The organism is Mycobacterium sp. smrl_JER01 (genome assembly GCF_048513595.2).
Classification (GTDB): Bacteria; Actinomycetota; Actinomycetes; order Mycobacteriales; family Mycobacteriaceae; genus Mycobacterium.
In genome coordinates this window covers 3,965,849-3,988,442 of record NZ_JBLXXK020000001.1, presented here as the reverse complement: position 1 = coordinate 3,988,442, position 22,594 = coordinate 3,965,849, and the positions used below count along the sequence as shown (strand labels likewise).

The 22,594-nt window shown below is 66.3% G+C and carries 19 protein-coding genes and 1 tRNA gene; 14 read left to right on the top strand and 6 right to left on the bottom strand.

Annotated elements, in window-relative coordinates; all coding sequences use genetic code 11:
* Positions 1-83 precede the first annotated feature (83 nt).
* The 4 genes from ACNUDN_RS18690 (at position 84) to clpP2 (ending at position 3,027) form a co-directional block, all read left to right on the top strand.
* Positions 84-160, top strand: a tRNA-Pro gene (locus ACNUDN_RS18690).
* A 54-nt stretch (positions 161-214) separates the two neighbouring features.
* A complete protein-coding gene (gene tig, locus ACNUDN_RS18685) occupies positions 215-1,639 on the top strand; it encodes a trigger factor (RefSeq protein WP_419123280.1) in 1,425 nt (474 codons plus the stop codon).
* 54 nt (positions 1,640-1,693) lie between these two features.
* The gene (locus tag ACNUDN_RS18680; RefSeq protein ID WP_419123279.1) at positions 1,694-2,365 is read left to right on the top strand and encodes an ATP-dependent Clp protease proteolytic subunit; all 672 of its coding nucleotides are present in this window, start codon (positions 1,694-1,696) and stop codon (positions 2,363-2,365) included.
* Positions 2,362-3,027 carry an ATP-dependent CLP protease proteolytic subunit ClpP2 gene (gene clpP2 / locus ACNUDN_RS18675; RefSeq protein ID WP_419123278.1) on the top strand — a complete coding sequence of 222 codons (666 nt, stop codon included), beginning with the start codon at positions 2,362-2,364 and terminating at the stop codon, positions 3,025-3,027. Before ACNUDN_RS18680 ends, clpP2 begins: the two co-directional genes overlap by 4 nt.
* Before the next feature lie 37 nt (positions 3,028-3,064).
* On the opposite strand, the gene ACNUDN_RS18670 is transcribed toward clpP2, so the two are convergent.
* The gene (locus ACNUDN_RS18670; protein ID WP_419123277.1) at positions 3,065-3,508 is read right to left on the bottom strand and encodes a TIGR03618 family F420-dependent PPOX class oxidoreductase; all 444 of its coding nucleotides are present in this window, start codon (positions 3,506-3,508) and stop codon (positions 3,065-3,067) included.
* 130 nt (positions 3,509-3,638) lie between these two features.
* On the opposite strand from ACNUDN_RS18670, the gene ACNUDN_RS18665 reads away from it, so the two are divergent.
* Both ACNUDN_RS18665 and clpX read left to right on the top strand, forming a co-directional pair.
* Positions 3,639-3,941 carry a hypothetical protein gene (locus ACNUDN_RS18665; protein WP_419123276.1) on the top strand — a complete coding sequence of 101 codons (303 nt, stop codon included), beginning with the start codon at positions 3,639-3,641 and terminating at the stop codon, positions 3,939-3,941.
* A gap of 530 nt (positions 3,942-4,471) precedes the next feature.
* On the top strand, positions 4,472-5,752 hold the full coding sequence (clpX, locus tag ACNUDN_RS18660) for an ATP-dependent Clp protease ATP-binding subunit ClpX (protein WP_419123275.1): 1,281 nt from the start codon (positions 4,472-4,474) through the stop codon (positions 5,750-5,752).
* 47 nt (positions 5,753-5,799) lie between these two features.
* Here the strand turns inward: clpX and ACNUDN_RS18655 are convergent, their stop codons facing one another.
* The 4 genes from ACNUDN_RS18655 to ACNUDN_RS18640 form a co-directional block, all read right to left on the bottom strand.
* A complete protein-coding gene (locus ACNUDN_RS18655; protein ID WP_431961158.1) occupies positions 5,800-6,951 on the bottom strand; it encodes an IS30 family transposase in 1,152 nt (383 codons plus the stop codon).
* Positions 6,952-7,288: 337 nt separating this feature from the next.
* Positions 7,289-8,599 (bottom strand): glycosyltransferase, encoded by a 1,311-nt coding sequence (locus ACNUDN_RS18650; RefSeq protein ID WP_419123273.1) that lies wholly within the window; start codon positions 8,597-8,599, stop codon positions 7,289-7,291.
* 93 nt (positions 8,600-8,692) lie between these two features.
* Positions 8,693-9,517 carry a formate dehydrogenase accessory sulfurtransferase FdhD gene (gene fdhD / locus ACNUDN_RS18645; RefSeq protein WP_419123272.1) on the bottom strand — a complete coding sequence of 275 codons (825 nt, stop codon included), beginning with the start codon at positions 9,515-9,517 and terminating at the stop codon, positions 8,693-8,695.
* Between the two features lies 1 nt (position 9,518).
* Complete coding sequence (locus ACNUDN_RS18640) at positions 9,519-11,825, bottom strand: FdhF/YdeP family oxidoreductase (protein WP_419123271.1); 2,307 nt, start codon at positions 11,823-11,825, stop codon at positions 9,519-9,521.
* A gap of 114 nt (positions 11,826-11,939) precedes the next feature.
* Between ACNUDN_RS18640 and ACNUDN_RS18635 the strand changes: the two genes are divergently transcribed.
* Positions 11,940-12,884, top strand: coding sequence for a LysR family transcriptional regulator (locus tag ACNUDN_RS18635; protein WP_419123270.1), 945 nt, complete (start codon positions 11,940-11,942; stop codon positions 12,882-12,884).
* Between the two features lie 168 nt (positions 12,885-13,052).
* On the top strand, positions 13,053-15,230 hold the full coding sequence (locus ACNUDN_RS18630) for a glutamine synthetase III family protein (RefSeq protein ID WP_419123269.1): 2,178 nt from the start codon (positions 13,053-13,055) through the stop codon (positions 15,228-15,230).
* Between the two features lie 6 nt (positions 15,231-15,236).
* On the opposite strand, the gene ACNUDN_RS18625 is transcribed toward ACNUDN_RS18630, so the two are convergent.
* On the bottom strand, positions 15,237-16,565 hold the full coding sequence (locus tag ACNUDN_RS18625) for an HNH endonuclease signature motif containing protein (RefSeq protein WP_419123268.1): 1,329 nt from the start codon (positions 16,563-16,565) through the stop codon (positions 15,237-15,239).
* A gap of 217 nt (positions 16,566-16,782) precedes the next feature.
* On the opposite strand from ACNUDN_RS18625, the gene ACNUDN_RS18620 reads away from it, so the two are divergent.
* Genes ACNUDN_RS18620 through ACNUDN_RS18595 form a run of 6 tightly spaced genes read left to right on the top strand, consistent with a single transcriptional unit; the run spans position 16,783 to position 22,593 of the window.
* On the top strand, positions 16,783-17,529 hold the full coding sequence (locus ACNUDN_RS18620) for a GntR family transcriptional regulator (RefSeq protein WP_419123267.1): 747 nt from the start codon (positions 16,783-16,785) through the stop codon (positions 17,527-17,529).
* Complete coding sequence (locus tag ACNUDN_RS18615) at positions 17,526-18,569, top strand: ABC transporter substrate-binding protein (protein WP_419123266.1); 1,044 nt, start codon at positions 17,526-17,528, stop codon at positions 18,567-18,569. The genes ACNUDN_RS18620 and ACNUDN_RS18615 overlap by 4 nt, the downstream gene beginning before the upstream one ends.
* Positions 18,566-19,402 carry an ABC transporter permease gene (locus ACNUDN_RS18610; RefSeq protein WP_419123265.1) on the top strand — a complete coding sequence of 279 codons (837 nt, stop codon included), beginning with the start codon at positions 18,566-18,568 and terminating at the stop codon, positions 19,400-19,402. The genes ACNUDN_RS18615 and ACNUDN_RS18610 overlap by 4 nt, the downstream gene beginning before the upstream one ends.
* Position 19,403: 1 nt before the next feature.
* Complete coding sequence (locus ACNUDN_RS18605; RefSeq protein WP_419123264.1) at positions 19,404-20,225, top strand: ABC transporter permease; 822 nt, start codon at positions 19,404-19,406, stop codon at positions 20,223-20,225.
* Positions 20,226-20,250: 25 nt separating this feature from the next.
* On the top strand, positions 20,251-21,018 hold the full coding sequence (locus ACNUDN_RS18600; RefSeq protein ID WP_419123263.1) for an ABC transporter ATP-binding protein: 768 nt from the start codon (positions 20,251-20,253) through the stop codon (positions 21,016-21,018).
* 36 nt (positions 21,019-21,054) lie between these two features.
* Positions 21,055-22,593 carry an aldehyde dehydrogenase gene (locus tag ACNUDN_RS18595; RefSeq protein WP_419123262.1) on the top strand — a complete coding sequence of 513 codons (1,539 nt, stop codon included), beginning with the start codon at positions 21,055-21,057 and terminating at the stop codon, positions 22,591-22,593.
* The last annotated feature ends 1 nt before the right edge of the window (position 22,594 follow it).

The window sequence follows — 22,594 nt, the reverse complement described above, 5'->3', positions numbered from 1 at the left end:
AAATCCAATTGAGGCTTCGGCGCGGCCAGGCCGTAGGATCGCCGGTGGTCGAACGCTGCGCACCCGCGTGCCGCCGCCACGACCGGGGTGTAGCGCAGCTTGGTAGCGCATCCGCTTTGGGAGCGGAAGGCCGCAGGTTCAAATCCTGTCACCCCGACCAGCAGCACCCCACCTACACAGCGACAAGACAGACAAGCCACAGAGGAGCACCACAGTGAAGAGCACCGTCGAGAAGTTGAGCCCGACCCGGGTTCGCATCAACGTGGAGGTGCCCTTCACCGAACTCGAACCCGACATCGACCGGGCGTTCAAGCAGCTGGCCAAGCAGATCCGGCTGCCCGGATTCCGGCCCGGCAAGGCGCCGCGCAAGCTGCTGGAGGCCCGCGTCGGACGCGGCGCGGTGCTCGAGCAGGTCGTCAACGACGCGCTGCCGGCCCGCTACAGCGAGGCCATCACCTCCGAGTCGCTGCAGCCGATCGGCCAGCCCGAGATCGAGGTGACCAAGCTCGAGGACAACGAGGAACTGGTCTTCACCGCCGAGGTCGACATCCGCCCCGAGATCGAGCTGCCCGAGCTCGGTGACCTCAAAATCACCGTCGACCCGATCAGCGTCGCCGACGAGGATGTCGACGCCGAGATCGAGGCGCTTCAGAAGCGCTTCGGCACCCTCACCGGTGTCGAGCGGCCCGCCGAGGACGGCGACTTCGTCTCCATCGACCTGTCGGCCACCGTCGACGGCAAGGACGTCGCCGAGGCCAAGACCGAGGGGTTGTCCCACGAGGTCGGTTCCGGTCAGCTCATCGAGGGCCTCGACGCGGCCATCATCGGTCTCAAGGAAGACGAATCCAAGACCTTCACCACCACCCTGGTCGCCGGTGAGCACGCCGGGCAGGAGGCCGAGGTGACCGTCACCGTCAAATCGGTGAAGGTACGCGAGCTGCCCGAGGTCGACGACGACTTCGCCCAGCTGGCAAGCGAATTCGACACCGTCGAGGAGTTGCGTACCGATCTGCGAGAGAAGATCAGCCGGCTCAAGCGGGTCCAGCAGGCCGAGGCGATCCGGGACAAGGCGATCGAGGTGCTGCTGGAGCAGACCGAGATCCCGCTGCCCGAGGCGGTGGTCCAGGCCCAGGTCGACGACGCGCTGCACAACGCGATCCATCCGCTGGATCACGATGAGGAGAAGTTCGCCGAGAGCCTCGCCGAGCAGGGCAGCAGCCGTGAGGAGTTCGACGCCGACAACCGCGCCAACGCCGAGAAGGCCATCAAGACCCAGCTGCTGATGGACGCGATCGCCGACAAACTGGACATCCAGGTCGGCCAGAACGACCTCACCGAACGGCTGGTACTGATGTCGCGCCAGTACGGCCTGGAACCCCAGCAGCTGCTGCAGATGCTGCAGCAGAACAATCAGCTGCCCGCGATGTTCGCCGACGTGCGCCGCGGCCTGACCGTGGCGGCGGTGGTGCACGGTGCGACCGTCACCGACACCGACGGCGCCGAGATCGACACCACCGAGTTCTTCGGTCCGTCGGGTGAGCAGGGCGAGGCCGCCGAGCCCGCCGACGAGGACGATTCCGAGGCGGCGGACGTCGCCTCCGGGGAAGACACCGACGCGGACGCCGACGACGCGAAGTGATGCTCTGAGCGAACGCGCGCCGTCTGGGGACTCCCCGGCGGCGCGGGTTCGTTAGTGTCATTCGTAAGACCGGTCACCGCGTCCGAAGTACACAAAGAAAGCAGGTATCCAGTCGTGACTGACATGCGTGGCGCCTCATCGGGCCTCAACCTTGTCGACTCGGTGTATGAGCGGTTGCTGGCCGAGCGCATCATCTTCTTGGGCTCCCAGGTCGACGACGACATCGCCAATCGGCTCTGCGCCCAGATCCTGCTGCTGTCGGCCGAGGATCCCACCAAGGACATTCACCTCTACATCAACTCGCCCGGCGGCTCGATCAGCGCCGGCATGGCGATTTACGACACCATGGTGCTGGCGCCCTGCGATGTGGCGACCTACGCGATGGGTATGGCCGCCTCGATGGGCGAGTTCCTGCTCGCCGCGGGGACCAAGGGCAAGCGCTACGCGCTGCCGCACGCGCGCATCCTGATGCATCAGCCGCTCGGCGGCATCACCGGTGGCGCCGCCGACATCGCCATCCAGGCCGAGCAGTTCGCGTCCATCAAGAAGGAGATGTTCCGGCTGAACGCCGAGTTCACCGGGCAGAGCATCGAACGGATCGAAGCCGACTCCGACCGGGACCGTTGGTTCACCGCTCAGGAAGCCCTCGAGTACGGCTTCGTCGATCACATCATCACCAGCGTCAGCATCAACGGCTCAGGACCAGGAGCAGGACTCGACAAATGACCGACCACTCGTCTACCCACCCGGCCCTGGACCCCCGCGTGCAGCCCCAGGCGCGCTACATCCTGCCGTCGTTCATCGAGCATTCGAGCTTCGGCGTCAAGGAGTCCAACCCGTACAACAAGCTGTTCGAGGAACGCATCATCTTCCTCGGCGTGCAGGTCGACGACGCCTCGGCCAACGACATCATGGCCCAGCTGCTGGTCCTGGAGTCGCTGGATCCCGACCGCGACATCACGATGTACATCAACTCGCCCGGTGGCTCGTTCACCAGCCTGATGGCGATCTACGACACCATGCAGTACGTCCGGGCCGACATCCAGACCGTGTGCCTGGGTCAGGCCGCCTCGGCCGCGGCGGTGCTGCTGGCCGCCGGTACCCCGGGTAAGCGGCTCGCCCTGCCCAATGCCCGCGTGCTGATCCACCAGCCCTCGCTGGGCGGGGTGATCCAGGGACAGTTCTCCGACCTGGAGATCCAGGCCGCCGAGATCGAGCGGATGCGGACCCTGATGGAACACACACTGGCCCGCCACACCGGAAAAGACCCCGAGGTGATCCGCCGCGACACCGACCGCGACAAGATCCTCACCGCCGAGGCGGCCAAGGAATACGGGATCATCGACACGGTTCTGGAGTACCGCAAGCTGTCCGCGCAGACCGCCTGAGCCGCCGCGCTGTCCCAGGCGGCCGGCGGGCGGCCTGTCAGGCGTTGCCGTATAGCCGCGTCGGCGTGATCAGGACCGCGGTGCGGCGCTGTTCGTGCATGGTGCGGTCGTAGGCGTCCCAGTCGTCATGGGTTCCGCCCGCGGCGGTGAAGATGTCGCGCAGCAGTTGCGGCAGCACGGTGTCGGATCCCAGCCAGGGCGCCGGGTCGTCGGGTCCGGCCAGTTCGGCCTGGCCCTCGACGGTGGCCCAGCGCCAGCCGTGCCGGAAGGTCACCGCGATCTGCGGGCGGGACCGCAGGTTGGCCAGTTTCACGCGTCCGTAGGTGACGAATCCGAGGACTTCGAGTCCGGTCGACGGGTGTGCCAGCGGCCCGGCGTTGATCAACGACGACTGGATCGTGTGGTCGGCGCGCAGCGTCGACACCACCGCCAAGCCGTTGTCGGTCTCGGCCAGGGCGAACGCGTCCGCAAGAGTGGTCATGTCCGCAGGGTACGACCGGGCTGGGTGGCCGGAGTCGGTGAATTGGATGCCGGTAACGCTCAACCGTGGCAGGCTGATAATCCACGTGGTAGTCAATTTCTGGCGACTGTGGACGAGCTGAGGGGTCAGTATGGCGCTACGACGTGTGGCGATGGCAGTGTCGGCGGCCGCGGCTGCCGGGACCATCATCGCGGTGACGGCACCCATGTCGGCGTGGGCGCAGGAGCCGGTCTGTCCGGTAGGCACCTACTGGGACGTCGTCACGGCAACCTGCATCGACGTCAACGTCTACGTGAACCCACCCAACCCCGTCGTCGGACCCGCAGGCCCGATCGGCGTCGGTGGAGTGGTAGGCCCGGTGGGACCCGGCCCCGTCGGCCCGGGACCGGTCGGTCCGGGGCCGGTGGGCCCGCGCGGGCCCGGACCGCGCTGAGCGCCCGGGTCGCGCTGAGCGCCCAGGCCGCGCTGAGCGCCCGGGACGCGGTGACTCCCGGCGGCGACGTGGCCGCCAGGATCTCGTCGAGGCGCCTACCAGCAACCGCGCCGAGCGCAGGTCGCCGGACCGGTCGTGGCCGCGCGTCGTCAGTGTGACGGCCGGCCTGCCGTCGCTGACCAGCACGGAACGGTCGGAGTGCGGGACTCTCACGTCGCCACATCACGACCGGGCGGTCCGGCGGCGCCCTCGGGCGGACACTCGCCGGTTACTTCGGCACAATCCAGGTACTCTCGGTCGGGTAACGGCGGCGACACGCCAGAGACACGGAGGCGCGTTCCGTGGCCATCCCGGACGGATCAGGCGATATGTTGTCGCAACTACACGTGAATACCACCGGCGCTATTCGGCTTTATCGGTCGCACGGCGACGGAAACTGCGGGTAGCGTCGGGACTACACGTTCACGGTCCCGGTGCACCACACCGAGACGACCGATATCGACGGCGACAGGAAGTAGGACCCCAGCACCATGGCACGCATTGGAGACGGCGGTGACCTGCTGAAGTGCTCGTTCTGCGGCAAGAGCCAAAAGCAGGTGAAGAAGCTCATTGCGGGACCGGGCGTCTACATCTGCGACGAGTGCATCGATCTGTGCAACGAGATCATCGAGGAGGAGCTCGCCGACGCTGACGACGTCAAACTCGACGAACTGCCCAAGCCCGCGGAGATCCGCGACTTCCTCGAGGGCTACGTCATCGGGCAGGACACCGCCAAGCGCACCCTGGCTGTGGCCGTGTACAACCACTACAAGCGCATCCAGGCCGGTGAGAAGTCGCGCGATTCCCGTTCCGAGCCCGTCGAGCTGGCCAAGTCCAACATTCTGATGCTCGGCCCGACCGGGTGCGGCAAGACCTATCTGGCGCAGACCCTGGCCAAGATGCTCAACGTCCCCTTCGCCATTGCCGACGCCACGGCGCTGACCGAGGCCGGCTACGTCGGCGAGGATGTCGAGAACATTCTCCTCAAGCTGATCCAGGCCGCCGACTATGACGTCAAGCGCGCCGAGACCGGGATCATCTACATCGACGAAGTCGACAAGATCGCGCGCAAGAGCGAGAACCCGTCGATCACCCGCGACGTCTCCGGGGAGGGTGTGCAGCAGGCACTGCTGAAGATCCTCGAGGGCACCCAGGCCTCGGTTCCTCCGCAGGGCGGCCGCAAGCACCCGCACCAGGAGTTCATCCAGATCGACACCACCAACGTGCTGTTCATCGTCGCCGGTGCGTTCGCCGGTTTGGAGAAGATCGTGTCCGACCGCGTCGGCAAGCGCGGTCTGGGCTTCGGCGCCGAGGTGCACTCCAAGGCCGAGATCGACACCCAGGATCACTTCGCCGAGGTCATGCCCGAGGACCTGATCAAGTTCGGTTTGATCCCCGAGTTCATCGGCCGTCTGCCGGTCGTCGCCTCGGTGACCAACCTGGACAAGGAGTCGTTGGTCAAGATCCTGTCCGAGCCCAAGAACGCTCTGGTCAAGCAGTACACCCGGTTGTTCGAGATGGACGGGGTGGAGCTGGAGTTCGCCGAGGACGCGCTCGAGGCGATCGCCGATCAGGCCATCCACCGTGGTACCGGCGCCCGCGGGCTGCGCGCCATCATGGAGGAAGTCCTGCTGCCGGTGATGTACGACATCCCGAGCCGTGACGACGTCGCCAAGGTGGTCGTGACCAAGGAGACCGTCGACGACAACGTGCTGCCGACGATCGTGCCGCGTAAGCCGCCTCGCAGCGAGCGCCGCGACAAGTCGGCCTAGCCGTACCGCCCAGATTGCGCTCAGGGCCGTCCAGTCACCGCTTGGATTCAAGCGGTGGCTGCAACGAATGTGGACGGGTCTGAGAGTAGTCGGTCGAGTTCTTCGGCGGGGGTGCGCCAGTTGTGGCGTTTGCGGGGTCGGGCGTTGAGTTCGGCGGCGACCTGGTCGAGCCATCCGGGACCGTAGAACGACAGGTCGGTGCCTTTGGGGAAGTACTGACGGAGCAAGCCGTTGGTGTTCTCGTTGGTGCCGCGTTGCCAGGGGCTGTGCGGGTCGCAGAAGTAGATCGGCAGCCCGGTGGCCTCGGTGATCTTGGTGTGCAGCGCCATTTCGCTGCCTTGGTCCCAGGTCAGGGAGCGGCGCAGGATCTCAGGTATCTCGGGGATCTTGGTGCTGATCGCCTCGGCCAGGGTGGCGGCGGTGTGGTCGCCGGGCAGGTGTAGCAGGACCACAAAACCGGTGGTGCGTTCGACCAAGGTGCCGATCGCCGAGGCCGAAGCGGTGCTGCCCAGGATCAGATCTCCTTCCCAATGGCCGGGGATCGCGCGGTCATCAGCTTCGGCGGGCCGCTCACTGATGTTGATCATGCCTTTGAGCTTTCCTGGCCCAGTTTCGTTGCGGCCCTGATGTTTCCGCCGGGTTCGGCCGGTACGCAGCGCGGCCTTGACCACTTTCGCCAGCTCGCCGCGGGGCTGGACATACAGCGCTTGGTAGATCGTCTCGTGTGACACCCACATCTCCGGTTTCTTGGGGAAATCCTCGCGCAGCCGGCCCGCGATCTGCTCGGGACTATGCCGCTTCTCCAAGCGTGCCACCACCTCGGCCAACAGCGCCGGGTTGTCCTCGAGCTTGCGCGGTTTGGGCCGTTTACGGCTGGCCTCGGCCACGTCCTGGCCGAGGCGGGCTCGATACCCCGACTCGGTCATTCCCTTGCCGATCTCACGGCTGATGGTGGCGGGGTGGCGACCCAGCACCTCGGCGGCCCGCCGCGGAGCGCATCCGGTCTCGAGCAGCTCTTCGAGACGGTAACGCTCGGTGAACGTCAACGGCGCTCGCGGCCGAGGCGCTCGCGCGGTTGACTCCTCGACAGGGACAGCTGTTCTGGGCACATAACCAGCCTGTTTGACCCAGATCGCGCCGGCGTTCTCCGACACGCCGGCCACCAGTGCGGCCTCGGTGATCGACGATCCGGCATTCATCGCTGACCAGAAAGCCTCCCGAGCGGCCACCGAATACCGGGTTCCGCGGTGTTTGAGATTGGCCGGGATACCGGCCGCCTTCGCCCACTTCGACCCCTGCTGGTGGGCCACCCCGGCGACCGTCGCGGCCGCCGACTGCGACAAACCCGACCTCAACGCCTCAAAGAACACCTCACGCGCCGACTCATGAACCTCGTTGCTGCCATGCCCGCCAAAACCCATCGAACAACACCTCCGGACAAATCAGGTGTTGCAGCGACCACTTGAGTCTGAGCCGAGACTGGCGGCCCTGAGCGCATTCTGGGCGGATGAGATCGGCGGGCAGAAGGCCGGGGGGTCAGGCCGACTGCAGTGCCCGGCACCGTTCCGAGATCACCTCGTCGACGAGGCACGCGATCTCGGTGCTGCTGTCGCGGGTGGCGTACGCACTTTGCAGACGCCGGGCGTTCTTCCGGTGCGCGGAGTTCTGCAGCACCGTCCGCACGGCGTGGCGCACCTGTGCCGGCGTCGGGGTGCCGGTGCGCAGGTTGACCCCTACCCCGAAGTGCTCGACCCGGGCGGCGACCTCGGGCTTGTCCTCCGTCATCCCGGCGACCACCAGCGGCACCCCGTCGGACAGGGCCCGCTGCACGGCGCCGTAGCCACCGTTGGTGACCATCACGTCGACCATCGGCAGCAGCACGTCATGCGGCACATACTCGGCGACGAACGTGTTCGACGGCAGCGGGTGGCGGATCTGGGACACCGGGCGTCCGCCGGTGGTGACCACCACGGTGACGTCCTCGCCGGCGAGAGCCGCGATGGCGGGCTCGACAAGGCGGGTCAGGTCGGCGTTGTCCACGGTGCCCTGGGTGACGTGCACGACGGGGCGGCCGCTGTTGAGTTGGTCCCACCACGGCGGAGCGAGGAAATCGCGGCTGGGCAGCGGGCCGACCGCACCCACGAACCGCACGTGGGCGGGTAGATCGCTACGCGTGTATTCGAACTCCGGGATGGTCGGAACGATCACGCGGTCGGCCAGGGCGGCGCTGTCGAGGACGAACACCGGGAGTTTGGGCATGCCCATGGCTGCGAGCATGCGGTCGGTGGCGCGTTGTGCCGGGCGAAGAGACACCGACTGTGTCATCAGGGTCAGGATGCGGTTGCGCAGCCGTCCGACCGCACCGGGCATCGGGGTGATGCCCGGTCCTGCCGGCGCGGTGTCCTTGCTGGTGAGAAACAGCGGCGTCGAGGAATACGACAGGATGGGCGGCCGCTCGGCGGATCTGTCGAGCAGCAGCGGCAGGGCACCCAGGAAGAGGGCGTCGGTGATGACCGCGTCGAAATCGTTGGCGGTCAACAACTCCTGTAGGGCGTTGAACTGGTGTGGCAGGGGACGGACGAAGATGTGCTCGATGTCGAAGTTGATTCGGGCGATTCCCGATGTCTCGGCCCGACCGGGCAGCATCTCGTCGAGCGCCGAACCGTCGTAGTCGGCGCAGTAGGGCAGGGCGCGGGCTTCAGCCCCGACCGACCTGATCTTGTCGGCGTGAGCGGCGCTGGTGAGGACCGTGACGCGATCGCCACGTGCCACCAGGGTGCGCGCCACGTTCAGCAGCGGCGAGATGTGTCCGACGGGTGGGCAGGATGCGATGAGAATTTCTGGCATGGCGTCGATCCTGGCCACCGGCACGATCGGCTGCTTGGAGGTTTCGTGGAGAAACCCTGGAGATGAGAAGCCGTGGAGTTTCGACCGCCAAGGTCAGCTGAGCACCCGGTCCGGCCGGGTGTAGACGTTCATCGACGCACCGCGCAAGAACGCCACCAGCGTCAGACCCGACTGGCCGGCCAGATCGACGGCCAGCGAGGACGGTGCGGACACCGCGGCCAGCACCGGGATGCCGGCCATCACCGCCTTCTGGGTGAGCTCGAAAGACGCCCGACCGCTCACCAGCAGAACGGTTCCGGCGAGCGGAATCCGGTTGTTCTCCAGCGCCCAGCCGATCACCTTGTCGACGGCGTTGTGTCTGCCGATGTCCTCGCGGACGACCAGGGCGGTGCCGTCGGTGTCGAACAACGCCGCACCGTGCAACCCACCGGTGGCCGCGAACACCTTCTGCGCCTCACGAAGCCTGTCCGGCAACGCCGACAGGGTGTGTGCGGTCACCGAGGACGGGTCATCACCGGGACTGTGCCTGCTGCTCAGCCGGACCGCCTCCAGCGAGGCCTTGCCGCACACCCCACACGACGACGTCGTGTAGAAGTTGCGGGTCGGGTCGACGTCGGGCGCCGGAACCTCAGGCGCCAGCGTCACATCGAGCACGTTGTAGGTGTTGACGCCGTCGTCGTCGGCGCCGCGACAGTACCGCACCGACAGAATGTCCTCGCGGCGGGCGACGAGTCCCTCGGTCAGCAGAAAACCCTGTGCCAGTTCGACATCCGACCCGGGAGTGCGCATCGTGACGGTGATCGGCGCTCCGTTGACCCGGATCTCCAGCGGCTCTTCGACCACCAGCGTGTCCGGCCTGGCGACCGCGTCGGCTGCGGTGACGTGATGTACCCGGCGCCGCGCTGTCACCCGGCCCATGTCAGGTGCGCTCCAGACGGACGACCACTGCCTTCGACACCGGCGTGTTCGACCGGTCGGCGGTGTGATCCAACGGCACAAGGGGATTGGTTTCGGGGTAGTAGGCGGCCGCGTTGCCCACCGGTGTCGAGTATCCGATCACCGCGAAGTCTTTGGCTCTGCGCTCCTGCACCCGGCCGTCGGCATCGGTGAATTCGGATATCAGGTCGACGCGGTCGCCGTCGGAAAGTCCGAACATCTCCAGGTCGGCAGGGTTGACGAACACCACCCGGCGTCCGCCCTTGACTCCCCGGTAGCGGTCGTCGAGGCCGTAGATGGTGGTGTTGTACTGATCGTGGCTGCGCAGTGTCTGCAGCACCAGTCTGCCGTCGGGGACCGCGACCCACTGGAGTGGATGTGCCGCAAAGTTGGCTTTTCCGGTGGTGGTGGGGAAGTGGCGGGAGTCCCGGGGCGGATGGGGTAGCTGGAACCCGTCAGGGGCGCGCACCCTGCGGTTGTAGTCCGCACAGCCGGGGACGACCGCGGCGATAGCATCCCGGATCGTGTCGTAGTCGGCGGTGAACGTCTCCCAGGGGACCGGGTGGTCGGGGCCGAGGACGGCGCGGGCCAGCTGGCAGACGATCGCGACCTCACTGCGCACCTGATCACTCGGCGGCTGCAGGCTGCCCCGTGACAGGTGCACCATGGACATCGAATCCTCCACCGACACCTGCTGTTTCCCGCCGGTCTGGATGTCACGGTCGGTGCGGCCCAGGGACGGCAGGATCAGCGCCGTGCGGCCGTGCACGAGGTGGCTGCGGTTGAGCTTCGTCGAAACCTGCACGGTCAGTGAGCAATTGCGCAGCGCGGCCTCGGTGACGTCGGTGTCGGGAGTGGCCGAGGCGAAATTCCCGCCCATCGCCATGAACACCTTTGCGGCGCCGTCGCGCATCGCACGGATCGCGTCGACGGTGTCGAAACCGTGGTCGCGCGGGCTGGTGATGCCGAACCTGGCGTCGAGCGCGGCCAGGAACTGCTCAGGCATCTTCTCCCAGATTCCCATCGTGCGGTCGCCCTGCACGTTGGAGTGGCCGCGGACCGGGCACAGTCCTGCACCGGGTTTGCCGATCATGCCGCGCATCAACAGCACATTGGAGATCTCGGCGATGGAAGACACCGCATGCTTGTGCTGGGTCAGTCCCATCGCCCAGCACACGACGATGCGCTGCGATGTCGCCATCATCTGCGCGACCCGTTCGAGTTGACCCCGCTCGATGCCGGTTGCCTGCAGGACGGTGTCGAGATCGATGTGGCGGGTGCGAGCCTCGTAGTCCTCGAATCCGGCGGTGTGTCCGGCGACGAACCCGCGGTCCACCACGGCGCCTGGCATCCGGTCATCGGCCTCCAGCAGCAGCCGGCCCAACCCCGCGAACAATGCCATGTCGCCGCCGAGGCGGATCTGGACGAACTCGTCGGCGATGGGCACGCCGTCGCCGACCACGCCGTGCACTTTCTGCGGGTCTTTGAACCGGATCAGGCCGGCCTCCGGCAACGGGTTGACCGCGATGATCGTGGCGCCATTGGCTTTGGCCTTCTCCAGCACCGACAGCATCCGGGGATGGTTGGTGCCTGGGTTCTGGCCGGCGATCACGATGAGATCTGCGTTGACGAGGTCCTCGACGGTGACCGAGCCCTTGCCGATGCCGATGGCGTCGGTCAGTGCGGTGCCCGAGGACTCGTGGCACATGTTCGAGCAGTCCGGCAGGTTGTTGGTGCCGAAGCTGCGGACCAGCAGCTGGTACAGGAACGCCGCCTCGTTGCTGGTGCGGCCCGAGGTGTAGAACACCGCCTCGTTCGGGTCGTCGAGGGCGTGGAGTTCTTCGGCGATGAGCCGGTAGGCGTCATCCCACCCGATGGGCCGGTAGCGGTCGTCGCCGGCGCGCAGCACCACCGGGTGGGTGAGCCTGCCCTGTTGCGAGAGCCAGTACTCGGGTTTGGCGTCGAGTTCGGCGATCGAGTGCCGCTCGAAGAACTCCGGGCTGACGACCCGGGTGGTGCCTTCTTCGGCGACCGCCTTGGCGCCGTTCTCACAGAACTCGGCCAGCTTGCGGCCGCCGTGTTCCTCGGGCCACGCGCAGCCCGGGCAGTCGAAGCCGTGGCGCTGGTTGAGTTTGGACAGGGCCGCCACGGTGCGCACCGGGCCCATCTGCGACACCGCCCGCTGCAGGCTGACCAGTACCGCCTTCACACCGGCGGCCTCGTCTTTGGCCCCGCTGACCTGGACATCCCGCTCGTCGTAGTCCGCGTCGATGTCCTTGGCCCTGGTCATGTTTCCAATCTAGACGCTGGAAAAGTGCGCCAAACCGAATGAACGGGGCCGACCGTTTGGTATTCCACATGCAGTGATAGACGTTGTCTATCAAAGTGACGGAGGTGGAGCCCCTTGTCCAACGACGTGTTGCTGCAACACCTGGACTACCTCCTGGCGCTCGCGGCCGAGCGGCACTTTGGCCGCGCGGCGGCCCGTTGCCATGTGAGCCAGCCGACCCTGTCGGTCGCGATCCGCCGGCTCGAACGCGACCTGGGCATCGTCATCGTGCAGCGCGGGCACCGCTTCGAAGGCTTTACTGAGGAGGGCCGTCGCGTCGTGACATGGGCGCAGCGGATCACCGCCGAGCGCGATGAGATGCTCGCCGACCTGGAACGTATGCAGGGGCGGTTGACGGTCACCGCTCGGCTCGGGGCCATCCCCACGGCCGTGCCCGCGAGCCCGTTCATCACCGAGGGATTTCTCAGCCGCAACCCGGCCGCCTCGGTGCGCATCGAGGCGCTCTCGTCGCGGGAGATCGCCCGCCGCTTGGCCGATTTCGAGATCGATGCCGGGGTGACCTATCTCGACGACGAAGCGCCGCCCGGCACCCGTTCGGTCGAGCTGTATCGAGAACAGTACGTCTTGCTGGCGCCCGCCGACCATCGCCTGATGGGCGAGCGGGCGGTGGCGTGGGCCGACGCGGCGACCCTGCCGTTGTGTGTACTGACGACAACAATGCGCAACCGTCGCATCCTCGACGCCAACATGGCGGCCGAAGGTGTCCACTACCGCCCGGTCGTGGAAGCCGATTCCGTCGACGCGCTCTATGCCCACCTGGCCCATTCGGGGCGCGCGACCATCGCCTCCACCGCATGGCTGCCTCAGCTCGGCGTGCCACAGGGCTTCACCGCGCGGCCGATGATCCAGCACGGCCCTCGCCCACCGATCGGGCTGGTGGTCCACGACCGGGCTCCGGCGTCGATCGTCGCGGCAGCACTCGTCGCGGTGGCGGCCGATCTGGACCTGGGCAGTCGTATCGACGCCATGTGGAGTGACGCTGTGCGCCATCTGCCCTGAGATGACAGTCACCGCCCCGAGGTCGCGCTCGGCGGTTCGGCGACCAGTGGTAACGGTTGCCTCGCGGCGTTGACGCGCACGTAACAAGATCGGCATCGAATGTTCCTAGTGTTGGCCGGTCAACCGTCCGCGAAGCAGATCCGGGCGAGGAAACGATGAGGAAGTCCATTGAGCGGTAATGCGGTGCGCCTGCAGGCGATCAACAACGTCGAAGCCTATGTACCGCCGGCGATCAGCTTCGATCCCACCGAGGCGCCCGGCGAGATCTTCGGAGCCAACGTCTTCACCAAGGCCGAGATGCAGTTGCGGCTACCGAAGTCGGTGTACAAGTCGGTCGTGGCGACCATCGAGAAGGGCGCCACCCTGGACCCGGCGGTGGCCGACGCCGTCGCATCGGCGATGAAAGACTGGGCGTTGTCGAAGGGCGCCACCCACTACGCGCACGTGTTCTATCCGATGACCGGGCTGACCGCCGAGAAGCACGACAGCTTCCTCGAGCCGGTCTCCGACGGCCAGACGCTCGCCGAGTTCGCCGGCAAAACCCTGATCCAGGGCGAGCCCGACGCCTCCAGCTTCCCGTCGGGCGGCCTGCGCAGCACCTTCGAGGCGCGCGGCTACACCGGCTGGGACGTCACCAGCCCGGCCTACATCCTGGAGAATCCGAACGGCAACACCCTGTGCATCCCCACGGTGTTCGTGTCGATGACCGGTGAGGCGCTGGACTACAAGACGCCGTTGCTGCGCAGTCAGCAGGCCATGGGCGTGCACGCCGAGCGCATCCTGACACTGTTCGGGCACAAGAACCTGGACAAGGTCGTCTCGTTCTGCGGACCGGAACAGGAGTACTTCCTCGTCGACCGGCACTTCTTCCTTGCCCGTCCGGACCTGATCAATGCCGGGCGCACCCTGTTCGGGGCCAAACCACCCAAAGGCCAGGAGTTCGACGACCACTATTTCGGCGCGGTTCCCGAGCGGGTGCTGGGCTTCATGATGGACACCGAGCGGGAGTTGTTCAAGCTCGGCATCCCCGCCAAGACCCGGCACAACGAGGTCGCGCCGGCGCAGTTCGAGGTCGCGCCGATGTTCGAGCGCGCCAACATCGCCTCCGACCACCAGCAGCTGCTGATGACGGTCTTCAAGACCATCGCCCGCAAGCACGGTATGGAGTGCCTGTTCCACGAGAAGCCGTTCGCCGGAGTGAACGGATCGGGTAAGCACGTCAACTTCTCGGTCGGCAACGCCGAGCTCGGGTCACTGTTGGTGCCCGGTGACACCCCCCACGAGAACGCACAGTTCCTGGTGTTCTGTGCAGCGGTGATCCGCGCGGTCCACAAATTCGGTGGGCTGCTTCGTGTTTCGGTGGCCTCGGCGACCAACGACCACCGCCTGGGCGCCAACGAGGCGCCGCCCGCCATCATTTCGATTTTCCTCGGCGAGCAGCTGGCCGATGTGTTCGACCAGATCGCCAAGGGTGCCGCGACGTCGTCGAAGGGGAAGGGGGTCATGCACATCGGCGTCGACACCCTGCCGGCGCTGCCGACCGATCCCGGCGACCGCAACCGCACCAGTCCTTTCGCGTTCACCGGCAATCGTTTCGAGTTCCGTGCGCCCGGTTCAGGTCAGACCGTCGCGGTGCCGATGATCGTGCTCAACACGATCATGGCCGACTCGTTCGACTACATGGCCACCGCGCTGGAGAAGGCGGTCGCCGACGGCACCGAATTCGACTCGGCCGTGCAACAATTGCTGACCGAGATCATCACCGAGCACGGTGCGGTCGTCTTCAACGGCGACGGCTACTCGGAGAACTGGCAGATCGAGGCGGCCGAACGGGGTCTGCCGAACCTCAAGACCACCCTGGACGCGATTCCGGAGCTCATCAAACCGGAGGCGGTCGAGGTGTTCGAGCGTTACGGCGTCTTCAACGAACGAGAGTTGCACAGCCGCTACGAAGTTCGTCTTGAGCAGTACGCGCTGACCATTGCGGTGGAGGCCAAACTGGCTCTGGAGCTCGGTACCACGGTGATTCTGCCCGCAGCGGTGCGCTATCAGACCGAGCTGGCGCAGAACGTCGCCACCTTGAAGGCAGCCGGCGTGGCGGCGGACACCACTCTGCTGGAGGCGGTTTCGGCTCCGATCGCCGAGCTCACCGCGGCGGTGGGTGCACTCAAGACGGGACTTTCGGACCATTCGGGGGAGTCCGTGCTCGACGAGGCGACGCACGCCCAGAAGGTGCTGCTGCCGGCGATGGAGGCCGTTCGTGCGGCCGCCGATGCGCTGGAGGGCGTGGTCGCCGACGACCTGTGGCCGCTGCCCACCTACCAGGAGATGCTCTACATCCTGTGAAGTGAATCAGTCGACCGCTGGTGGTGGTTGGGGTTCAAAGGGGTCGTACCACCACCAGTCGGCGCGTTCGCCGAGCGGACCGCCGTAGGGCGGGACGGCGGGCGGGGGCGCGGTGGGCGGTCGGGCCAGGGACCGGCCGGTCATCGGCTGGCCGTAGTCGTCGGTGACGACGAGGCGGTCGGCGGTGCCGGCGATCGTGATGCCGCCGCGGTGGTGTAGTCGGTGGTGATAGGGGCAGACCAGCACGAGGTTGTCGAGTTCGGTGGGGCCGCCGTGTTCCCAGTGGCGGATGTGGTGGGCGTGCAGGCCGCGGGTGGCCGCACAGCCGGGCACCACGCAGCAGCGGTCGCGGTGTTCCAACGCTCGGCGCAACCGCCGGTTGACCGTGCGGGTGGCCCGCCCGCACCCGATCACCCGGCCGTGGTGCTCGAACCAGACTTCGCAGGTCGCGTCACAGGTCAGATACTGGCGCTCGGCGTCGGTCAGCAACGGTCCCAGATGCAGTTCACCCACGTGCTTGTCCACGTCCACGTGCACGACGACGGCGGTGTGCTGACCGTGCGGGCGCCGGGTGGCTTCGCTGTCCCAGCCTGCCTCCACCAGGCTCATGAACGCATCGAGGGTGGTCGGCAATGGGCTGAGTGGACCAGGGACCCGTTGATCGACGCTGTTGTGGACAGTGATCAGGTCGGGGTCGGGGCCACCGCCACCGGCATTGGCGTCACCGCCGAGGTTGTCATGGTCGTGATCCCAGCGGGCCATCAGTGCGTCGCGGTGGGACTGCAGGGCAGCGTCGAACTTTGCGGCGTCCACCCGGGGCAGGGTGATCCGGTAGGTCGTGTACTCACTGTTGGGCCCGCCGGCGGTCTTGGTGATCGCGGGCTGCGGCGCCGGGCGGGGGTCGGGTTCGGGTTGGGGTTCGAGTCTGACCGCGTGACGCAACTGGGTGACGGTGCAGATCTCGGCCAGCGGTGCGTAGTGATCGTCGGAGCCGTCGGCGGCGTTCTCGGCGAGGACACCGACCTGATCCAGGGAAAGCCGGCCTCCGCGTAGACCTTCGACGCATCGGGGGAACTGGTCGGCGCGACGCGCGATGGCCACGACGGTGTCGGCATTACGCGGCGCGCAGCCGGTCTTCCACGCCACCAATGCCGACACGGAGCGGACACCGGTCATGCCCCACAGTCCGTCCCGGTCGATCTCGGCGATGATGTCGACGATGCGCCCGTCGATGGCGTTGCGCTGTCCGGTCAGCTCCGCGATCTCGTCGAACAACAGGTCCAAACGCTCCTTGGGCGGCCGCTCAGGCGCCAAAGCCGCTGCGCTGGAAGACATGACCCCATCATCACAGAGGGGTACGACAACTCGTCGGGCCGTGAACGAGGTGGTCGGCGATCGTCGACTCGTCGACCCGAGGGAGAGGGTCGTGCATCGCTCATCGCGGACGGAACGCCGCAGATGGTGTGCCATCCGACACTTTGGCGGAAACACGTGATTGACGCCACAGGATCCGATGTATACATTCGAGTCACTTCGTACACGTGGAGGTCGAATGGCATACCAAAGTGCGGCGAGCCGCATCGCCGCTCAGCTGCGAGATGAGATCCTGCACGGGCAGATCGCCCCGGGCTCGCACCTGTCACAGCTGAGCATCGCCGAGCGCTTCGGCGTCAGCCGGATCCCGGTCCGCGACGCGATTCAGCTGCTGGCCGGTGAAGGTCTGCTGCACCCCACCTCGAAGGCATCGGCAATCGTCACCGGCATGTCGGTCCCCGAACTCCAGGAGCTCTACGAGCTACGCGAGGCGGTCGAACCCTTGGCCACCCGGATCGCGGTACCCAACGTGGGCCGCGCCGACATCCTGACCATGCGTAAACAGATGGCGCTCATGGAATCCAGTGACGAGGCGCCGATCTGGTTGGCGGCCAACGCCGAGTTCCACGCGTCGGTCTACAAGCGCGCCAACCGTCCACGCATGATCGAGATGGTCGAGCAGCTGCGCCGGCTGACCGACCGGTATCTGTACATGCATCTCGAGGTGATCGGTCACACCGAGCATCTGCACGCCGAGCATGCCGCGATCCTGCGCGCGGTCGAAAGCGGTGACGCGGCATTGGCCGCGACCCTCACTCGCGAGCATCTGGCGACATCGCACGACTTCATCCTGTCCTACCTATTGGAAAACCCGACCGCGACCGGTGGCGACGACGTCATCAGTTTCCACGAGCGCGGTCACCGAGAACCCGCACCTGCGGCAACGACGCCGAAGGGCGCTCAACTGAAGGGAACGAAATCGTGAACGGTCTGGGACATCGGCTGGCGGTCGCGCTGATCGCCGCATCCACCGCGATCGCGATGTCGGGATGTGTGTCCCGGCCCAACTCGGAGGCCAGTGGTGGCGAGGGCGGAACCATTCGCTTCACCTTTGCCCCCGACCCGGTCTGGGACTACATCACCGACCAGGGCATCCTCGCCGAGATGGAGGCCGAGTCGGGCTACAAGATCGATGCGTCGTCGACCTGGGACGAGTTCGGGGTCTTCGCCGGCGGACACGCCGACATCGTGTCGTCAGCGTCCTACGAGGTGCCGGTCATCGAGCAGGAGACCGGGCGGGACACCGTCGTGATCGGCAAGTACAACATGGACCGCAGCGTCATCATCGCCCGCGCCGACAATCCCGCCAACACCCTCGCCGACCTCAAGGGACAGGACATCTCCGCGTTCACCTCGGTGTCGGCGACACTGGTCTGGGGTTCCTACGCCAAGAAGCTCCATGACGTCGACTTCCGTTCCGGCGGAGGTGATTACAACATCATCGTGTCCGACCCGCAACAACAGGCGGGCCTTGTCGAGCGTGGTGAGGTGGCGGCATGTGTCTGCCTGCCCGAGTTTGCCACCCCCGGTCTGCGCAGTGGCGAGCTGAAGGTCCTCTACGACGGCAAGGCGTCCTCGGACATGTACTCCGAGCTGGTCGTCGCGGGCCATGAGGGCCCGATGATCAACGTGTTCCTGGCGGGTTCGGAATGGGCTGAGGAGAACCCGGAGCAGGTCGAGTTCTTCCTCGACGTGTGGCAGCGCGGCCTGCAGGAATGGGAAGCCAACAACGCCCAGATCATCGAGACCTATCCGCAGCATTTCGCGGTGGAAGCCCCCGAGGACATCGCGTTCGTGCAGGACTACGTCAGTGACCACGATTGGTTCGTCCGCGACATCCGGTTCGATCAGACCTGGGCCGACAACGAATCGATGGTGTTCCCGCTGCTGAAGGAAACCGGGTTCATGGAGCAGGACCAGGCACTGCCGAAGTTCCGGCCTTCCGAGAGCGGCGGCGCTTCGTGACCGTCATCACCAACAAGCCGGCGGATGCCGCCAGCCCCGCCGCCGACCACGGACCAGCGCCCGCCCGGCCGGGTGCCGCGGCGGCACGCCGAATCGGGTTGCAGTTCCTCGGCTACGCCACCCTGCTCGCCGCGTGGTCATTCTGCTCGCTGGTGCTGTTCACCGAGTACGTGCTGCCTGCGCCGTGGACGGTGGCCGCCGAGATGTGGCACCTGGCCTCTGATGGCACCGCGTTCGTCCAATTCGGTTCCAGCATTGTCAAGATCGGACTCGGCTTCGCCATCGGCACCGTGTTCGGTGTGCCGCTGGGTCTGTTGATGGGCCGGGTCCGCTACCAGAAGTACTTCTGGCAACAGCCATTACTGGTCCTGGGCAACGTGCCCGGGCTGGCGTACGCGGTCTTCGCGCTGATCCTGTTCGGTATCGGCGCCATCGGCCCGGTGGTGGTGGTCGCCTTCGTCGCGTTGCCTTACGTCGCACTCAACGTCGCCCAGGGTGTCGAGGAGGTGGACCGACGACTCGTCGACATGAGCGCGGTCTACGGAATCGGCCGCGGCGAGATCATCCGATCGGTGTTCCTGCCGTCGGTGATGCCCTTCCTGTTCGCGGCCCTGCGCTACGGGTTCGCGATGGCGTGGAAGGTGGAGGCCCTGACCGAGGTCTTCGGCGGTCGCAGCGGTATCGGCTTCATGATCCGCCAGTCCTATCAGGAGTTTTCGGTGGCCGGTGTGCTGGCGTGGACCGGATTCTTCGTGATCTTCATCCTGCTCATCGAGCGGGTGTTCCTTGCCGGTCTGGAACGCCGGTTCTTCGCCTGGAGAGGTGGTCGCTGACATGACAGCACCGGTCATGGAACGAGGAAACGCGCCAAGGACAACCTGGCTCACCGGCCCATTCGGGGCCAGTATGGCGGCCGCGCTGCTCTTCCTGTGCGCCTGGCAACTGTTCGGCATGTTCAGTGCACGGATCCCGGGCCCGATTCCGGTCGTGAACGCGGCAATGAGCGAGATCGAGCGCGGAGAGTTCTTTTACAACTTCTCGATCAGTATGCAGCGGTTTGCGATCGGCATGGTGATCTCGATCGTCCTCGGTATCGCCATCGGGATCGCGATCGGCTCGTCACGGCTGTGCGACAACTTGTTCGGCGACGTCAACCTGGTCGGATTGGCGATACCCGCGGTGATCTGGGCATTGTTGTGCGCCATGTGGTTCGGATTCTCTGACACCGCGCCAATCGTCACGGTGATTCTGTCGGCCGTGCCGTTCGTCGTCGTCAATGTGGCAGCCGGAGCCAGATCGGTACCACCGGAACTGCTGGACATGTCCCGGTCCTATGACGTGTCACCGATGCGCCGGCTGCGGCACACCACCATGCCCGCGGTCACCGGCTACGTCGTCGCCGGCATCCGATTCGGCGTCATGTCGGGCTGGAACGGGTTGCTGCTCTCCGAGTGGTTCGGCTCGGCCGACGGTGTCGGCCACCGTGCCCGCTACTGGTACGACGCCAACCAACTGCCGGGCTTCGTGGCATGGATCGCCTTCTTCATCCTGTTCATGGTGCTCACCGACCGGGTCCTGCTGGAACGGCTGTCGCGCCGCGCCTTCCGCTGGCGGGACAACGCATCCGCACCTGGCGAACCCACCGCCGCCGCCTAGCCCTCACACCCATTTAGGAGATTTCATGGCCAACGTCACCGTGACCGACCTGCTCAAGGTGTTCGGTACACCCACGGGTCCGCAGACCGTCATCAACCGCGTCAGCTTCGAGATCGCGGACCAATCCTTCGTGTCCCTGGTGGGACCGTCGGGATGCGGAAAAACCACACTGCTCAACATCATCGCGGGGATCGAGTCGGCCTCGTCGGGGACGGTGACCGTCGGATCCGGAGGCCGGCAGGCGAAGCTGGCCTATGTGTTCCAGGAGCCACGGCTCCTGCCCTGGCGCTCGATCTTCGACAACCTGATGTACGTACAGCAGGTACGCGACGACGCCGCCAAGGAGAGGGTGCACGAGGCCTTGCGGCGAGTCGGCCTCGGCCACGCCGAAAAGAAGTGGCCCGGACAGCTTTCGGGTGGGCAGCAGCAGCGCGTGGGTATCGCGCGCGCACTGTCCATCGAACCGGACGTCCTGTTGATGGACGAACCGTTCAGTCACCTGGACGCGATCACCGCGCGCGGACTGCGTGAGCACCTGCAGGAGTTGTGGGCGCAGACGCGAAAGACGGTGGTCTTCGTGACTCACGACGTCAGCGAGGCCGCCGAACTGTCCGACCGCATCCTCATGCTGGCGCCCGGCGGAACCATCCACGAAGACATCACCGTCGACCTGCCTCGTCCCCGCAAGGCGTCGAATACCGAGGTGGCGGTGCTGGAGTCGTCGATATTGCGACGGTTCGAGGAGCTCGAAGCCAGTTCGCGGCAACGTTCCACCGCCCCTGTAAGCGCCTGATCTTCTGCCCTCGATCGGAAAGTAGAACGTAGAACCATGTCTGAATCGGTTGTGACCACTGCTGTCTCAAATCTCGCCCGCAACGGCGACCACGTGCACGGCCTACTCATCGACGGCACCGTACGGCCTGGCGGCGGTGAGATCCTGGAGCTCGTCAACCCCGCAACAGGCCGGGTGTTCGCGCGATGCCACAGTGCCAGCGCCGAGGACACCGGGGCCGCCGTGGAGAGCGCCCGCGCCGCGTTCGACTCGGGTGTCTGGTCGCAGATGCCGATTCATCAGCGTGCCCGAATTCTCAACAAGTTCGGTGACCTGCTCGAGCGGGATATGCACAAGCTGTACCGGCTGGAGACCGACAACAACGGCAGGCCCATCACCGAGACCAAGGCCCAGATCACCAGGCTGCCGGAGTGGTACCGGTACAACGCCGCGTTGTTGCTCGCCGCACGGGACTCCGTGGTGCCGATGTCGGGTCACTATCACGCGTACACCTCCCGTTTCCCGCTCGGGGTGGTCGCCACGCTGTCGTCGTTCAATCATCCTTTGATGATCGCCTCGAAGAGCGTCGCTCCCGCTTTGGCGACCGGAAACAGCGTCGTACTCAAGCCTTCTGAGCAGACACCGCTCACGGCGCTGCTGATCGGGGAGCTCGCGCTGGAAGCGGGCGTACCCCCGGGCGTCTTCAACGTCATCCCCGGCCTCGGGCCGGTAGCCGGTGCGGGACTGGCGGAGCACCCGCTGGTCGACAAGGTGGTGTTCACCGGCGGGACCGAAGTCGGCCGGATCATCTCGGTGGCGACCGCATCCCGGTTCGCCAAGTCGACCGTCGAACTCGGAGGTAAGACACCGGTGCTGGTGTTCGACGACGTCCCGGTGGAGGTCTCGGGGCGTGGCGCGGCTTTCGGCGGGTTCGTCGGCGCCGGTCAGACCTGTATCGCCGGTACCCGGATCTTGGTGCAGGAGAGCGTCTATGACGACTTCGTGGCAGCATTGGTCGCCCAGGCCGAACGCATCCGCATCGGGGATCCCAGCCAGGCGTCCACTCAGCTCGGACCCGTCATCTCCGAGCGGGCCCGCCGCCGGATCCTGGACTACGTCGAGATCGGGGTGTCTGAGGGCGCGACCCTCGCGACCGGGGGAGTGGCGATCGACGTGCCCGGACTCGACGGTTACTTCGTCGCGCCGACGGTGCTGTCGAACGTCACCAACCAGATGCGCGTGGCCCGCGAGGAGATCTTCGGACCTGTGCTGGTGGTGATCCCGTTCCGCGACGAAGCCGACGCGATCAGCATCGCCAACGACTCACCGTACGGTTTGGGTTCCTCGATCTGGACGCGCGATGTCGCCCGCGCACACCGGGTGGCCGCGCAGCTGGAACACGGCATCGTCTGGGTCAACGACCACCACCGGCTCGACCCCTGCTCCCCCTGGGGCGGAGTGCGTGAGAGCGGGCACGGGCGGGAGGGCGGTTGGGAATCATTCGACGATTTCTCCCACGTGCGCGCGGTCACCGTGCGCACCGCACCCGACGATGTGGACTGGTACGGCGGCATCGCGCTGGAGAGGTTGAACTGAT